Below are 15,391 nucleotides of genomic sequence, written 5' to 3' on the forward strand. Positions count from 1 at the left end.
CAGTATCGCACACGCTCAACAAATATCAAAGCTCGCGGTGGACATTTAACTAGGGCTTTTTACCCGTGGTGCAGAGGTGAACACAAAGGGACCGTAACCAAAGTCACGGCCCCAAACGTGCTTAGTCACTCTCCATGAACAAAGCCTATTTAACTGGCGTCCACTGCCATTCACGCACTTCAGGAATGTCGTCACCCTCGCGGCGAATGTAGTCGTTGTGATACTTCAACGTAGCGTCCATGCGGGCGGTAAAGGCCGCCCCTTCGTCACCGTAGCCACCAACGGCCGCAATGACGTCCTTGGCCAGGTGGTACCGGTCCAGTTCGTTCAGCACGCGCATGTCAAACGGCGTGGTGATGTCCCCGTCTTCACGGTAGCCGTGGACACGCAGGTTTTGGTTGTGCCGACCAAACCACATGTCACGGATCAAGCCTTCGTAACCATGGAAGGCAAAGATAACCGGCTTGTCCACCGTAAACAGGTCATCGAACTGTTCATCAGTCAGACCCCGTGGATCCTGCTCCGGACGACGGAGCTTCAACAGGTCAATGACGTTGATGAAGCGAATCCGCATGTTCGGGAACGTGACCCGCAGCAAGTCGATTGCGGCCAAACTTTCCATGTTTGGCTCCGTTCCGGCCGCCGCGATGACGACCTCTGGTGCGCCGTCGTCATCGGTGCTGGCCCAATCGATGCGACCCATGCCGGTCTCGGCCAGACGCTGGGCTTCTTCAATACTGTAGAACTGTGGCCGCGGCTGCTTAGAAGTGACGAGCAGGTTGACCGTCTCCGAGCTACTAAACAGCTTTGGTGAAATAGCCAGCAGGGAGTTGGCATCTGCGGGCAGGTACTCGCGGATGAACTCCGGCTTCTTTTCCGCCAGGTGGGTCAAAATGCCCGGATCCTGGTGGGTGTAACCGTTGTGATCTTGCTGGAAACTAGTGGATGTCGCCACCACGTTCAGTGACGGGTAGTGCCGCCGCCATGGCTGTTCACTAGCTTCACGGATCCACTTGAAGTACTGTGTGAGCATGGAATCTACGACGCGCAGGAACGCTTCGTAACTGGTAAACAGGCCGTGACGCCCGGTCAGGGTGTAACCCTCCAGGAAGCCCTCACTTTGGTGTTCAGACAACTGGGAGTCAATGATCCGGCCGGCGCTAGCCATCTTTTCGTCGGTGTGGTCGTTAATTGGTTCCAGCCATTGCCGCGCACTTTCTTCAAAGATGCCATAAAGGCGGTTACTCATCGTCTCGTCGGGACCAAAGATGCGGAAGTTGTTCGGGTTCAACTTGATCAAGTCACGCAGGTAGTCAGACCAGATAATCATGTCCTGCTTGGTCAAACGACCCGGCTTGGAGTTGTCCAACGCGTACTTCTTGAAGTCGGGCAACTTCAATGGCTGTGGCGCTAATCCGCCATTGGTGATTGGGTTAGCCGCCATCAGGTGGTCATGATCTGGCAACAGTTCCTGCAATTCAGGAACCAGGTGGCCATTCGCGTCAAACTGCTCTTCGGGGTGGTATGATTTCAACCAAGCAGTCAAAGCATCCACGTGGGTCATGTCCTCAGAGGAAACAGGAATTGGAATCTGGTGGGCGCGGAACGAGCCCTCGATTGGTTCGTTGTCCCACTCCTTGGGACCCGTCCAGCCCTTTGGTGACCGGAAGACCACTACTGGCCAGCGTGGCTGACCCGCATCGCCCGTTTCGCGAGCATGCTGCTGGATGCTGTGAATTCGTTCGATAGCACCATCCAGGGCCTGCGCCATTTCTGGGTTCAGTTTCTCCGGGTCGTCGCCTTCAACAAAGACTGGTGCCCAGCCAGCCCCTTCGAGGTACTTCCGCACATCTTCGTCGGACTTGCGGGCCAGGATGGTCGGGTTACTGATCTTAAAGCCGTTCATGTGCAAAATTGGCAGTACGGCCCCGTCGTTGATCGGGTTAATGAAGGTGTTGCTAAACCAGCTAGCTGCAAGTGGGCCGGTTTCACTTTCACCATCACCGATCACAACGGCCGCAATCTGGTCAGGGTTGTCCAAAATGGCCCCCACACCATGGCTGAGGGAGTACCCCAGTTCGCCACCCTCGTGCATGGAACCTGGCGTTTGGGCACTGGCGTGGCTAGCCACCCCACCAGGAAAACTAAACTGCTTGAACAGCTTCTGCATCCCCTGCTCGTCCTGCGTTACGTCTGGATAAGCTTCGGTATACGTGCCGTCCAGGTAGGAGTTAGACACCATGACCTGGCCACCATGACCTGGGCCTTCAATGTAAAACATGTTGAGATGGTACTTATTAATGACACGATTTAAATGCGTATAAATAAAGTTTTGACCGGCAATTGTGCCCCAGTGGCCAATTGGGTGAACCTTAACGTCCGCAGCCACAATGGGCCGTTTAAGCAATGGGTTGTCCTTCAGGTACAACTGGCCGACAGACAAGTAATTGGCAGCCTGCCAGTACCGAGTCATCTTTGCAAAGTACTCGGGTGTAGAATATTCCGTCATTACAGCAACCTCCATTTTATTGGGTCAAAGGTGCGCGGCAGCCCGCTACACCAATTGTGGACCGGCCACAAGCAATCGTTGTGACGTCTTACTTTAGTATAGCGCAGAACCCGTGGCCGTTGGACCACATAACCCCATTTTAACGCGTACCGCACGCAACGCACACCATGTTAGAATAATGGTAATAAAAGTTACGGGAGGAATCGTTATGTCCAAAACTACCACCGCACTCGCCTTTGTTGCCGGCGCCGCCACGGTTATGCTCATTCAGCACGTCCACGCACGCATTACCTTCGTTGAAGCTCCGGCCGACTTACCGCAAGCACCGCAGCCATTACCAGCCGCAGAACCACAACGCATTCCACGCCCCGCACAACGCCATCGTACCCGCGTCATCGCGGGTAACGTCGCCAGTCAGCCGCGGCCACATAAACGCATTCGGTAGCCACAGGGTGGCTACTTTTTTTTGCGCCGACTATCAAAAATATGGCTGAACTCGCCGAAGAGGTCGTAATCCCGTCGCAGGTTATGGGAATCCTGCATCATCTGCTCGACGTCCAGTTTGCCATCCGGTTGCGGCTTACTGTCAGCGGCCAGCAAAATCTTGGGAATTGCCGTAATCAGCGCTTCTCGCTCCGTCTTAGTTAGGTTAGCTAACAGCCGCTTGGTTTCGCCCCGTTCCACAGCGTGGTACACACTCTCCGCAGCGAGTAACTCTTCGAACTGTTGTGGTAACCGGTCAGCCATGATTCTTACCTCCTCTATGGTGATAGTTACATTTTACTCTAGTAAGCGGTTGCGTGCGACAAGTGACCAGAGTGGTTCACCATCACCAAAGCATATAGGTTACAAACGTATCGTTCAAAAATTATAAAGAAATCTGTAAACTAGCTCCCATGAGCCACGTGGACATTGTCATTTTTAGATGCATTTTAATTACCACATGGGTTCTAAACGATTGATATCACGGCGTTATTTGATAGTCCATACCACACGAACGGATAAATGTCTGTTATCCGTTACACGTGTATCAGATGCACACGATATCAGAGAAGGAGCGTTAAATAACAATGATCAAAGAAGAGTTGCGTCACATCATGCAACATAAATGGGTGATCTGGTTGATGGTTGCGACTATCCTTATCCCCATCTTTTACGCCTACTGCTTCCTGACCTCAGCCTGGGATCCGTACGGTCATACCAGTAAACTACCGATTGCGGTCGTAAACCTGGATCAACCGACGACGCTGAAGGGTAAGCGCGTGAGCGTCGGCGCCCAAACAGTAGCTAAACTGCGTAAGGATGACCAGCTCGGCTGGCACATCACCAGCTCCAAGGAAGCCGCCAAGGGTCTGAAGGACAACAAGTACTACGCGGTCATTACCTTCCCGAAGGACTTCTCCCGCGATGCTGCGACGGTCCTTAATAAGACGCCTAAGCAAATGCACTTTGCTTACAAGACGAACGGCTCCCTCAACTACATCGGGGAAGTTATGAGTCAAGTCGGTAGCGACAAGCTGAACGACCAAATCAAGGCCAAGGTGACCCAGACGTACGCCAAGACCTTTATTCAGCAAATTGGTAGCATTGGTAAGCAGTTGAAGACCGCCGCTAATGGTTCCAAGCAGATCACCGATGGCATTGGCACCCTGCAAAGCGGTACGTCCGCGATGCCCAGTGGTGTATCCAAACTAGCTAGTGGCAGTAAGCAACTGACCAGTGGCATCATCACCTACACTAACGGTGTGACCCAGGTCAACAACGGCATGTCCCAGTTATACGCCAAGGTACCAACGCTCTCCAGCGGTGTGCAGGCGCTCTACACTGGTAGCGGCTCCCTGTACAAGGGGTTAGGCCAGCTATATGCCAGGTACCAACGTTGGCCAGTGGCGTTACCAAGCTGAACAATGGCGGTAAGACGTTAGCATCAGGGGTCAAAGCCTACACTAACGGCGTTAGCCAAGTTCAAGGCGGAACTAAGCAGTTGCAAAATAATGTTCCTGCTCTGTCCAGCGGTGTTGCACAATTGAACAGTGGTGGCTCCAAGTTGAGCATCGGTCTGAAACAGTTATACACTGCCGTTACGACTGGTAGCAGCAGTAGCACCTCATTGAGTTCCGCGGTCAGCCAGCTCAACACGGGCGCCGGGACGATTTATAGCGGTGCTAACGATCTGAACAACCAAGTTAACGGCAATACTGCCGACACCGACTTAACCAGTTCCGTCCAACAGCTGGATGACGGTAGTAAGCAACTTGCTGATGGCATCAGCCAGATGAAGGACAAGATGACCAAGTTGCAGAGTAAGATCAACTCACAGGTCGCTACTCTGAACCTGATGTCCGGCATCATGAAGTCATACGCTTCACTCAAGGCCAACCAGGACACTGCCAACACGGCCATGCAGACTGCCATTGACAGTGTGACGGATGCCAATCAGAAAGCGGCACTTACCGCTGCCTGGACCAAGGTCAAAACTGCCCAGACATCAACGCTGAGTGCTTACTCAACGCAAAGTAGCGTCATGTCCATCGTGAAGACCAACTTAACCAGTACCGCTACCGATTCTGCCGGCGATCCAACCGGGCTGCAAGCAGCAATCACACAGTTTGATAGTGCCCTCGATCAGTTAAAGACCGGCTCCACCCAAATTAATACCGGCTTAAACACACTGAACGGTAAGGCTCCCAAGCTAGCCCAAGGTATTCAGCAGCTGACTGATGGCGCTAAGCGAGAAAGTACCGGCCTTCAGCAACTTGAGGATCAGGTACCAACCTTAACCAGTAGCGTGCAGCAGTTGGCTAACGGTGCCAGCCAAGAATCTTCCGGCCTTAACTCCTTGAACAGCCAAGTGCCAACCCTGGCATCTGGCGTCAACCAGTTAGCTAATGGTGCTACTACCCTCAACAACAACTCTGCCGCCCTAAACAGTGGTGCCCAGCAGTTGTCCGGTGGCCTCACCACCCTCAGCGGTAACATCCCGACGCTCTCAACTGGCGTCTCCAAGTTGTACACGGGGTCTGGTCAGCTCAATGCTGGTCTCGCCACTCTGAACAGCAGCGTACCAACTTTGGCCTCCGGCGTTACCCAGTTGTACAACGGGACTAAGCAATTGAACGCCAACTCCAGCGCCCTGGTTTCCGGCTCTAGCCAGATCAGTGGCGGTATCGGTACCCTCAATAGTAGCGTGCCTACCCTGGTAAGCGGCGTGAAGAAGCTCCACAAGGGATCGACCAAGTTGACGTCCGGCCTGAAGAAGGGCAGCAACACCATTGCCAAAACCAATTTGACGGGTAAGACCGCCAAGATGTTCGCCCAGCCGTCCAAGGATACCGAGGTGAAGTACACCAACGTCGTTAACTACGGCCAGGCCCTCGCACCATACGTGCTGGCATTAGCCTTGTTCATTGGGATCATCATCTTCAACTTTGGTTACCCAATGCGTCGACGGAACGGCAAAGACGAATCCGTCTTCCAGATGCTTGGTAGCAAGCTCATCGTTGGGACTGGCGTTGCCGTTGCCATGGCCGTGGTTGAAGCCACGCTCATCATGGCGTTCGGTCTGGACGTCAACCACGTTGCCGCCTTCTACGGCATCACCATCCTCTTCGCCCTCGCGGCTCAGTACCTAACGATGCTCCTGAACCTCGCGTTCAACCGTGTTGGTATCTTCATCGCCCTGGCACTGCTGACGCTGAGTGGTTCGGGCGGTCTCTTCCCCGCCCAAACGATTAGCCCGCTATACGAATCGATGCAGAAGTTCCTGCCGATGACGTACGCAATCAACGGCTACCGTGAGGCCCTGACCGACGGGATTGCCTCGAGTACCGTGATGACCAGCATCGTCATTCTCGTTCTGATTGCTGTTATCAGCGTCGCCCTAATGATTCCCGCCATTGGGTACATCATTGGTAGCGATGGCGAACACAGTGAGGAATAACCGTCATTAACAACATGAAAAGCTCCGTCAGTGCAGCGTTTTGCTGTTGCTGACGGAGCTCTTTTAATGTTTATAATTGCCTACGCAGCAACGGTCGCTGCCCGTTTTCAGATGCTAGAGGTGGTGCAATCTTTCTCCGTATGGGGATCCAGTTTAAAACGCGACCTTTAATTCGTTGAGCTACTGACCGGTAGTATGGTCCTACCAGCGCTCGTCGTGTACGGTCACTTTTAACTTGTAACTAGACATATTTTAACGGCACTGATTTCAAGGCTCAATTATAAATTGCAGGGTTGCCACATGCTAAAAATCGGCAAATAGGTCGCTCAGTGACATATTTTGTCATTAAGTTTTGGTATTCTAACCACAGTTGTTAAGGAAGGGTGTGAGGCAGTTGACGTTACAACAAGTTAATTTCCGCGATCGTCAAAGTGGCCAGCTGGTTGCAGGTTACACTTATGATCGTATCGACTCGCAGTTTGCGTTGGTCTTTGCAAATACTGATAGGCCGCCTGTGACTCTGGTGACTGATTTGCATGTACCCATGGCGCAACGTCTCCAACTTTTTCAGACATTATTACGGCGGCCTAGCGCTGATTCAGCTGTAGTAACTTATACGGAGACGCCCATTGCTTATGAAGTCGTCATCCATCAATGTGTGCTTGTTACCAGTGAAGTGAGCGACGAGGCTACATCCATCCCCAACACAACGGTGGCGGTTGGTGACGCCCACGTCGACATCGACGCCTTTGGGGCTGAATGTCAACTAGCCATGGAAAACAACCGCTGGGTCGATACCAACCTCGAGATTGCTCGTCGTACATTTCAAGTTCTCGATGCGCGGTTGGTCGTCGATTCTGAAACGGGCGGGCAGTATCCTGCCATCACAACTGAAGGCGGCCCCTACCCTTTATTTTGGGCGTTACCCCAAGAATATATTGACTGGGTTGTAAACCCAGCCACATGCAGTTTATTTCCTTGCATCTGTGTTTTTGGGCATGATCAACAAGGTTCAGCTAAAGTCGATACTTACGTAAGAATGGAGCGATAATTATGACAAAAATTCAAGAAATTAAGGCAGAATTGAATGCAATCGACACGCAGATGTACACTGACAAAAAAAGAGAAAATATATGTGAGGCAGTTTGGTTCCTTTCTGGACAACAATTCACCGTTGCCTAGTAACCAAGATTTACTTGCTGAGGCTGCAAGGCAGCATGTTAAGCTCACACCGACCACTATCACAAAGCAGCTATTCAAGGACGTCAACCTAAAATTAGATGAAGAGGACGAAGCACTCGATAAACGGCCCATCAACCGGCGTGTGATGTTCGTGGCGGAAAATTCGGCTGTACGTACTGATGGCAAGGGGGATAACAAGACATTCGATAATTTCACAATGTTTCATGATACCGATAGGCCTACAAACACGTTCAAGCTCTACGCTCAAGTCAACGATCGCCGCTTACAGGACGCTTACATCACGGATGCCATTAAAAACAAGTCAGAAAGCGACTCCCAGAAGCTAAAGGCCGCATTTTTGATTGCCGGGCCCAAAACCATAACCTTGGCTAATTGGCAACAACATCAAGCAGCTGCAATTAGGGTGCTAATGAGGTCCTATGCTGGTGTCGGAGCGGCCGCTGCTACTGAAGATGAAGCGGTAGCTCGTTTGACAGCTAACGCGGAAACATTCGCAAAGAGTGCGTGCATTTTTGCTCAAGAATGCGCCGTAATCGAGCCCAAACAGTTGGTGGTATTTGGTCAGGATGCAGCCACGGTCTTGCGTCAGATGAAACCCTTCTTCAGTGGCAATACACAACTAACTGCTTTAATTGATGAGTTGAAGGTAGTTCGCCACTATGCCACCATCGGTAATTTTGCAAATTGGGTAGCTACGCAGAACGTAGAGTTATTGCGTAAATTGGGGCTTGATCCTAGTCAAAATCAGCCATTTGAGCCACTTAAACGATAGATAAAATAATAGACCAAACTCCAAATTAAAGTTTTGGAGTCTGGTTTTTTTATTGTTGGTAGACATTAATCAAAATCAGTTTGGTAGGTAATCCAGGTAGTCTAATTCAATTCTCGGCAAAGCATCAAAATCATAGAGTGTATAGTACAAACACAGGCCGGCAACTCGGAGTTCACCACCAGTCTGAGGCGTGGCTGCATTGTTGGGGATGAAACGATACGGTATGTGGTGCCAACGCAGGTTTGTGAGGACGGTCAATAAAGGCCAATTTTCCTCAGTGCAGACATCGTCATCAAGGTTGCGCGAAGCTACAGGAATACCTGTACCAAAAATAGCTGTGCATATTTTCTTGGCATCAGCGGCCGCCTCAGCTTGAAATTCGCGCCAGGCCGTTTGTTGCTCCGGGCTTGACAACTCTTCATCGGTAAATGGAGAATCTTCGTACCAACCGTAGTAGAAGCGCTGGTCATCCAACCACCACGCGTAATTTTCGAGTAAAGTAATGAGCTTGGGGTCAGGATCATCCGGGACATTGGCCATCATTTGAGGTAAAAATAAGGTGGTTAAACGCAGTTGTACAGAACTGGGGATTGGTAGTGGCAGGTGCATCCAGCGGTTTTCATGTCGGCCAGAATTTGCCATTGCCCGTCGGTGGCTGTAGGTGCAGCTAGTCCGCGTGCGGTGTATTCTTTGAGATAGTGCCGTGCAACCAACTCTGCACGGCCTAGTTGTGGAGTATATATAGGTTTGTTAGGTTGATCTTGTGGCTTCATATCATTACCTCCTTAGGCAGGCTCATAATAGCATTTACCAGTGACACGAGCTGTCAAAAATGGGCAGGAAAAGGGGAATTTGTCTTGGCAATGATAGAACGGATTATTAGTGAGTTATTGTCCTTACTGCAGGGATAACATTTATCAGCAAACACAAACGACGAGGCACAAATCAGTAAGCGCAATTTTTACCGTGATATGCAACATTTAACTGTGGCCTTGACCGATCAAGACCTCACTTTGGAGCACAAACAAGGCGAGTATTACTTGGATACACACGTTGAATTCCAACAGGTAGTGGCATTGTCTCACCTTTTATTAGCGAGTGGGGCCTTTCCTCCCGCCGAAATGAAGTCAATAATGACCACCCTGTTAAATCACTTTGCGGGTAGCGAGCGCCATCGACTAAAGCAAGCCTTAGCCCATGATGTGGAAGCATATTTACCCTATAACAGGGAGGTTCCGCTACTGGAAATGATTGGCACCTTAACGGATGCGATCACTGAGCAGAAGGCGGTAACATTCACCTATCGGTCGCGCCGGAGCTTGACACGCGTCAAACTTAATCGCCGACACACTGGTAAGCCCGGTGCATTGTTTGTCAATAATAACCGTTTTTATGTTGCCCTGTTTGAACACGAAACGCAGCGAGCTGACCATTACTATCTCTACCGACTAGACCGGATTGTCAAAATTGAAAAGCCGCGTGTTAATCTGTCACTTAAGCCTGGTCGCTTCGACTTGCAGGCTTACCGACAGCATAATTATCTACTGTTCGACAGTGAGCACGTGAGGGTGCACTTACTCTACCAGGACTATCCCCAGACACTGAAGGAAGCCTTCCCAACAGCACAGCAACTCAAAAAAAATACCCGGATGAGGAAAATAGGTGGGAATTCGTAATTCCGGATGTCAGCTACGATGGAATCAAGCTTTGGGCACTGAGTGCGGGCAGCAAGGTCACCATCTTATCCCCCGCGCGGTTAGCTGAAGCAATCCGTGATGAGGCGTTGAAGGTAGTGAATTTGTATAAGAACAATTGAGCTGGTTAACAAAAGTTTATGGTATTAAAATTGGACGTTACCGATCCGCCTGTTTCACCACTCAATACATCAATGTAATAAGGGTCTGGTTTATCGTAAAAGGAGTTACACCCTCCAGCAACCAATTTACTCAATGCTAAAAATCACAGATTCAAAAAAAACGGACGGCATCATATGCCGCCCGTTTAGTATTTACTTTGTTGTTCTATGCTTGATCCCACACGTAGGCGCAAACCAGCGTGGCGATAAAACTGATGGTGGCCAACGTCACCATCGTTGAGGCCCAGTTACGTTGCTTTTTGATGATCATGACGATGGTCAGGACCAATGTCACGATGAATACAACGGCAAAGATGCCGGTCAGTGCCTGCCACATAGCTAATTCTCCTTCACTCTGTTAGTTGGATTAATGCTTCAGTCGCGGTCCGCAGGGACTCACTCACCGTCGTGGTCGTGTTCCTTATGCCATTCCCTAATCTGCGCCAACCGCTGGCGTACCCGGGCCTCACTGCCCTGATCCGTCGGGTGGTAGTAGTGCTTACCGACCAGGTTATCCGGCATCGTCTGCATCGTCGTCAACTTGTCCTTCGTGTCATGTGCGTACTGGTAACCTTTGCCGTAGCCCAGATCCTTCATCAGGTTCGTCACCCCATTACGAATCTGTAGTGGCACCGGCTCCGCCATCGTATTCTTGGCGTCCGCCGCCGCGCTGTTGTACGCCACGTACAACTGGTTACTCTTAGGCGCTAGTGCCAAGTACGTCACCGCGTGCGTCAGGTGCACGTTACACTCGGGCATCCCCAGGAACTGACAGGCCTGGTACGCCGCCACCGTGATCTCCAACGCCCGTGAATCGGCCATGCCGACATCCTCACTGGCAAAGCGAACCAGGCGCCGCGCGATGTACAGCGGGTCCTCACCCGATTCCAGCATGCGTGCCAGCCAGTAGATGGCCGCGTCCACGTCCGAGTTACGCATCGACTTGTGCAGTGCCGAGATGATATTGTAGTGCTCCTCACCGTGCTTGTCATACAGCAGGGCTTTGGTACCCATGATTTGCATTAAGTCATCTTTGTTGACCTGCGTGACCCCGTCGACGATCCGGGCGTTGGTCACCGCCATTTCTAGCGTGTTCAGCGCCGTCCGGGCGTCCCCGTTGGCGTAGTCCGCAATGGCGTGGAGTAGGTCTTCACTGATATCGATTTTGAAGTCCGCAAAGCCGCGCGGGCTCTTGATTGCGTTGTGCAACAGCTGCACCAGTTCGTCAGGCTGCAGCGCGTGCAATACAAACACCCGCATCCGCGACAATAAGGCGGCGTTGACTTCAAACGACGGGTTTTCGGTCGTCGCCCCAATCAGGATGATGCTGCCCCGCTCGACGTAGGGCAAAAAGGCATCCTGCTGGGCCTTATTAAACCGGTGAATTTCGTCTACAAAGACCAACGTCTTTTGGCCTAGCTCCCGGTTGGCCTCAGCCTCCTCCATCACGTTGCGGATTTCCTTAATGCCGCTGGTGACCGCGGAGAAGGTCACAAAGGCGGCTTTGGTCTGCCGCGCAATCAGCCGTGCCAGCGTCGTTTTACCGACCCCAGGTGGTCCCCAGAAAATCATCGAACTGATTTCATCACGCTCGATCAGGTTGTACAGGACCTGCCCGGGTGCCACCAGGTTCTTCTGGCCAACAAATTCATCGAGGGTTTGTGGCCGCATCCGACTAGCCAGTGGCTGGTACCCCTGGTCGTCATGCGGTTGCCGCACGTCCCCCGCATCGTCACCAAATAGTGATTCTTGCCGCATTGATCGACACCCCCGTTCTGCTACCTAAAACATGTACTGTTCATCATTAATGATCCGGTCGGCATCCAGCACGAGCCGGTCACTTTCAGGGGCAAAGTGGTGGCGCTGGTACAAAGCCGCATCCGCTGGCCGGATAATCTGTTCCGCTGTCAGCCACTGTAATTCCAACTCGTGCACCGCGAACCCCAGCATCCGGGGCAGCACTTCCGCCATCACGGCCGGATCCGTGCCCGCCAGCGTGGCTAGGCGGATGGACGCCGTCATGCGCTCCTCGTCAATGTCGAATAAACCCAAGGTGCCCAGCAATGACCCGGTGCTACGGTCCAAAACGGCATAGAGCAACGCCTGGTTGCGCATCACGAGGGCCATGGCGCGGTTAACGAAGTGTGCAGTCTCCCCGATATTGGCGTCAACGGGCCGTTCCTGGCCCCGAGCAATTTCGGGATCGTGCCGCAGAATAAACACTTCTTTGAGCTTGGCCTGGGTCAGCCAGTCCATCGTGTAGTGCACCGACATAATTGGGTGATACTTTTCAAAGATGGCCATGACGCCACCCCCTGTCTACTTACTTACCCATTTTATTTTAGCACTCCACACCTCAGCCAGCCGGCCCGCCACTTGCACATTGTTGCAAAATTGGGTGGGCCACGTATCAGACCCAAAATATGGTTGTAATTAATATTGTTGTAACTGCTAGCTTCCAGACACCCATGACTCTGCGGTTAAATTGATCAAAAACGGCCACCCAGCAGTTGCCGGGTGGCCGTACCAATCTCAATGTCAGTGCGCGGTCACAGAATTGCGAGGACCACGAAGTTCAAGATGAAACCAATTGTAACGATACCCAACATCGGGTGGATCTCCTTGATCTTACCTTCGATGATCTTGATCAGGCAGTAGAAGATGAACCCAGCCGCAATCCCGTACGAGATGTTGTAGATCAGTCCCATGACGACGGACGCCATGAATGACGGGATGGCTTCGGACAAGTCTGACCAGTTAATTTCCTTCAGACTGGACGCCATCATCACCCCAACCAGGATCAGGGCCGGAGCCACCGCCTGGGTCGGTACCACCGAAATCAGCGGGGCAAACAGTCCGGAAATAACGAACAGAATCGCTACGGTCACGCTGGTCAGCCCGGTACGACCACCAGCACCAATCCCCGCCGCACTTTCAACGTACGTGGTGGTGTTGGAAGTACCAAAGATGGCCCCAATACTCGTCGCCACGGAGTCAGCCACCAGGGCCTTATCCAGCCGGGTGGCGAAGCCCTTCGTCGTTTCCAACTGGCGAATTTCGTCATCAGTGAAGATACCGCTACGGTGCCCGGTACCGATGAAGGTCCCAATCGTATCGAACGTATCGGAGAAACAGAAAGCAAAGATGGTCATCAGCGTCAGCAGGATGTGACTACTATTACTAAACAGCGTCCCAAAACCGGCATGGCTAAAGGCCGCACCAAACGTCGTCCCTAACTGGCTGAAGGCTGCACCCAGTGAGTTACTGGACGTCATGCTCAGGTCGGTCACACCCATCGGGATCCCAATGATGGTGGTCAACACGATGCTGATCATCACCGCACCCGGAACCTTTTTCACTACCAGGATGGTCATGATGAACAGCCCAATCAGTGCCAGCAGCGCACCCGACTCGGTGAAGTTGGTCAGGGCCGGAACGATGCCACCACCGGTAACCACGCCCGTGACCCCTTTGATGACCGCGTGCGCATTGTACGCGTGGTTGTTGACGGAGAGAATGTCGGATGAATCTGAGGTGAACTGCAGGAAGCCGGCGTTCTTCAACCCAATGTAGGCGACGAACACCCCGATCCCACCACTAATGGCGTGCTGCATCACCTGGGGAATGGCGGCGATAATCGTTTTCCGAATGCTCGTCACCGTGATGGTGATGTTGATCAAACCACAAATGAAGACGAGGGCCAGCGCCTGTTGCCAGGAATAGCCGAGGGCAAAGACGACGGTGTATGTAAAGAAGGCGTTGAGCCCCATCCTGGTGCCAGGGCGTAGGGTACGTTGGCGAACAACCCCATGACTAAGGTCCCCACGGCACTGGCGATAATGGTGGCCAGGAAGACCGCTTGGGAAGGCATCCCGGTCAGCGACAGCACCTCAGGATTGACAAAGAGGATGTATGACATGGCGAAGAAGGTCGTGAAACCAGCTAAAATTTCAGTACCAACGGACGTATTGTACGTCTTTAGCTTAAAAAGTCGTTCCATTTTGTGCTCCTTTTGCTCTTGATGGCCTCATTTTACGATAATTAGTGAACTATTGCAACGCTTTTCCCTAATTTGTTCGTAATTATCCGAACGATTTGTGTCCATAATTGGTCAACAACACGGTAAAGCCCCACACCGCAAGCGATGTGGGGCTCAAAATGCCTTATGTGTAACCTAAATGCCATAAATCGCGTGCCCGTTCCGGATGGCGTTGGCCACCGTACCGTTGAGCACAATTTCTGCCTTCTTGATCATGTCGTCTTTGCTCTCCGACAAATCATGATCCAACCACTGAATGACCTGCATCACGATAGCCCAGGCGTAAAAATCGGTGATGGCGTGGCTGATTTTCGCCGGCGTGTTGGGATCAGCACTGACCACTACCCGCGCGACCATATCCGTGGCGACCGAGTACAAAAAGTTTTCCAGGAGGTCGCGGGCCACTGACCGCAGCGAATGCTGACAGAACGCCTTATTATCCGCAATGTAGTCCAACATCAACTGGTAGGCGTGCTCCCAACGGTCGATCTGGGTGTATTGCTGCAATTGGAGCACAATATCCTGCTTGTACGTCCACCGCAACAACTCGTATATATCGTCAAAATGATAGTAAAAGGTGTTGCGGTTGATGTGTGCCGCCGCCGAGAGCTTGCCAATCGTAATGTGATCCAACGACGTCGTTCCATCATCTGTTTGAGTGTCCGTGCAAGGACCTCTTTGGTTGTCGCCTGCGTCATGACTACGCCCTCCCTTTCGTTACCTCTCATTGTAATGACTCAGTTGTGGCCTGACAAATTCGCCAGCCACCGGGGAATATTAGCCTGGAAAGCAGTGGATACACCGTTAACGGCACACCAAGCGACTTTAAACAAACCCCACCGTTTGTCCATTCATTCGGCCAGAGGCAGCGCTTACACTATAGTCGTAAGGCAGGTTTGATCAAGCGCCTGAATATAGTGATAGGAGTTGGTATTGATGAAGAAAGTCTTTGCGTTGACCTGTGTCGTGGCCGTGGTCGCTGCTGCCGCAACGATCATTCAGCGGCTTGACCTATGTCATAACGAAGCCGATGATTACCGGCCGTTTGAACCAGAGGATTAGATTGGGGGAAC

Annotated in this window: 14 protein-coding genes and 2 pseudogenes; 8 read left to right on the plus strand and 8 right to left on the minus strand. The window is 51.9% G+C overall.

The window, feature by feature from the left end:
* Nucleotides 1-145 precede the first annotated feature (145 nt).
* Nucleotides 146-2,509, minus strand: a complete 2,364-nt coding sequence (locus tag JCM13996_RS05435) for a phosphoketolase family protein (protein ID WP_420836029.1) — start codon at nucleotides 2,507-2,509, stop codon at nucleotides 146-148.
* Between the two features lie 208 nt (nucleotides 2,510-2,717).
* On the opposite strand from JCM13996_RS05435, the gene JCM13996_RS05440 reads away from it, so the two are divergent.
* Nucleotides 2,718-2,954: a hypothetical protein gene (locus JCM13996_RS05440; RefSeq protein WP_054750285.1), complete on the plus strand. Its 237-nt coding sequence runs from the start codon at nucleotides 2,718-2,720 to the stop codon at nucleotides 2,952-2,954.
* Nucleotides 2,955-2,965: 11 nt separating this feature from the next.
* Here the strand turns inward: JCM13996_RS05440 and JCM13996_RS05445 are convergent, their stop codons facing one another.
* Nucleotides 2,966-3,256: a hypothetical protein gene (locus JCM13996_RS05445; protein ID WP_054750287.1), complete on the minus strand. Its 291-nt coding sequence runs from the start codon at nucleotides 3,254-3,256 to the stop codon at nucleotides 2,966-2,968.
* A gap of 323 nt (nucleotides 3,257-3,579) precedes the next feature.
* Here JCM13996_RS05445 and JCM13996_RS05450 point away from each other — a divergent pair, with 323 nt between their 5' ends.
* The 4 genes from JCM13996_RS05450 to JCM13996_RS05465 all read left to right on the plus strand — a co-directional run bounded on the left by JCM13996_RS05450 (nucleotide 3,580) and on the right by JCM13996_RS05465 (nucleotide 8,424).
* Complete coding sequence (locus JCM13996_RS05450; RefSeq protein ID WP_054750289.1) at nucleotides 3,580-4,413, plus strand: YhgE/Pip domain-containing protein; 834 nt, start codon at nucleotides 3,580-3,582, stop codon at nucleotides 4,411-4,413.
* The gene (locus JCM13996_RS05455) at nucleotides 4,389-6,449 is read left to right on the plus strand and encodes a YhgE/Pip family protein (protein ID WP_054750291.1); all 2,061 of its coding nucleotides are present in this window, start codon (nucleotides 4,389-4,391) and stop codon (nucleotides 6,447-6,449) included. The genes JCM13996_RS05450 and JCM13996_RS05455 overlap by 25 nt, the downstream gene beginning before the upstream one ends.
* Before the next feature lie 394 nt (nucleotides 6,450-6,843).
* The gene (locus JCM13996_RS05460; protein ID WP_054750293.1) at nucleotides 6,844-7,500 is read left to right on the plus strand and encodes a hypothetical protein; all 657 of its coding nucleotides are present in this window, start codon (nucleotides 6,844-6,846) and stop codon (nucleotides 7,498-7,500) included.
* A gap of 36 nt (nucleotides 7,501-7,536) precedes the next feature.
* Complete coding sequence (locus JCM13996_RS05465; RefSeq protein ID WP_156321878.1) at nucleotides 7,537-8,424, plus strand: hypothetical protein; 888 nt, start codon at nucleotides 7,537-7,539, stop codon at nucleotides 8,422-8,424.
* 75 nt (nucleotides 8,425-8,499) lie between these two features.
* Here the strand turns inward: JCM13996_RS05465 and JCM13996_RS05470 are convergent, their stop codons facing one another.
* A complete protein-coding gene (locus JCM13996_RS05470; RefSeq protein WP_156321879.1) occupies nucleotides 8,500-9,066 on the minus strand; it encodes a hypothetical protein in 567 nt (188 codons plus the stop codon).
* 398 nt (nucleotides 9,067-9,464) lie between these two features.
* Here JCM13996_RS05470 and JCM13996_RS11695 point away from each other — a divergent pair, with 398 nt between their 5' ends.
* A complete protein-coding gene (locus tag JCM13996_RS11695; protein ID WP_162205186.1) occupies nucleotides 9,465-10,100 on the plus strand; it encodes a WYL domain-containing protein in 636 nt (211 codons plus the stop codon).
* Nucleotides 10,101-10,123: 23 nt separating this feature from the next.
* A complete protein-coding gene (locus JCM13996_RS12900) occupies nucleotides 10,124-10,240 on the plus strand; it encodes a hypothetical protein (RefSeq protein ID WP_500778412.1) in 117 nt (38 codons plus the stop codon).
* Nucleotides 10,241-10,445: 205 nt separating this feature from the next.
* Here the strand turns inward: JCM13996_RS12900 and JCM13996_RS10850 are convergent, their stop codons facing one another.
* The 5 genes and pseudogenes from JCM13996_RS10850 to JCM13996_RS05495 form a co-directional block, all read right to left on the minus strand.
* Nucleotides 10,446-10,616 (minus strand): hypothetical protein, encoded by a 171-nt coding sequence (locus JCM13996_RS10850; RefSeq protein ID WP_156321880.1) that lies wholly within the window; start codon nucleotides 10,614-10,616, stop codon nucleotides 10,446-10,448.
* A gap of 59 nt (nucleotides 10,617-10,675) precedes the next feature.
* Nucleotides 10,676-11,950: a replication-associated recombination protein A gene (locus JCM13996_RS05480; protein WP_225353507.1), complete on the minus strand. Its 1,275-nt coding sequence runs from the start codon at nucleotides 11,948-11,950 to the stop codon at nucleotides 10,676-10,678.
* A 111-nt stretch (nucleotides 11,951-12,061) separates the two neighbouring features.
* Complete coding sequence (locus tag JCM13996_RS05485; protein WP_054750304.1) at nucleotides 12,062-12,583, minus strand: GNAT family N-acetyltransferase; 522 nt, start codon at nucleotides 12,581-12,583, stop codon at nucleotides 12,062-12,064.
* Between the two features lie 245 nt (nucleotides 12,584-12,828).
* Nucleotides 12,829-14,279 (minus strand): annotated as a pseudogene (locus JCM13996_RS05490) (NCS2 family permease).
* Nucleotides 14,280-14,453: 174 nt separating this feature from the next.
* Nucleotides 14,454-15,016 (minus strand): annotated as a pseudogene (locus tag JCM13996_RS05495) (TetR/AcrR family transcriptional regulator).
* A gap of 238 nt (nucleotides 15,017-15,254) precedes the next feature.
* Between JCM13996_RS05495 and JCM13996_RS12395 the strand changes: the two are divergent.
* A complete protein-coding gene (locus tag JCM13996_RS12395; RefSeq protein ID WP_263848871.1) occupies nucleotides 15,255-15,380 on the plus strand; it encodes a hypothetical protein in 126 nt (41 codons plus the stop codon).
* The last annotated feature ends 11 nt before the right edge of the window (nucleotides 15,381-15,391 follow it).

Source organism: Lacticaseibacillus thailandensis DSM 22698 = JCM 13996 (assembly GCF_001312865.1).
Classification (GTDB): domain Bacteria; phylum Bacillota; class Bacilli; order Lactobacillales; family Lactobacillaceae; genus Lacticaseibacillus; species Lacticaseibacillus thailandensis.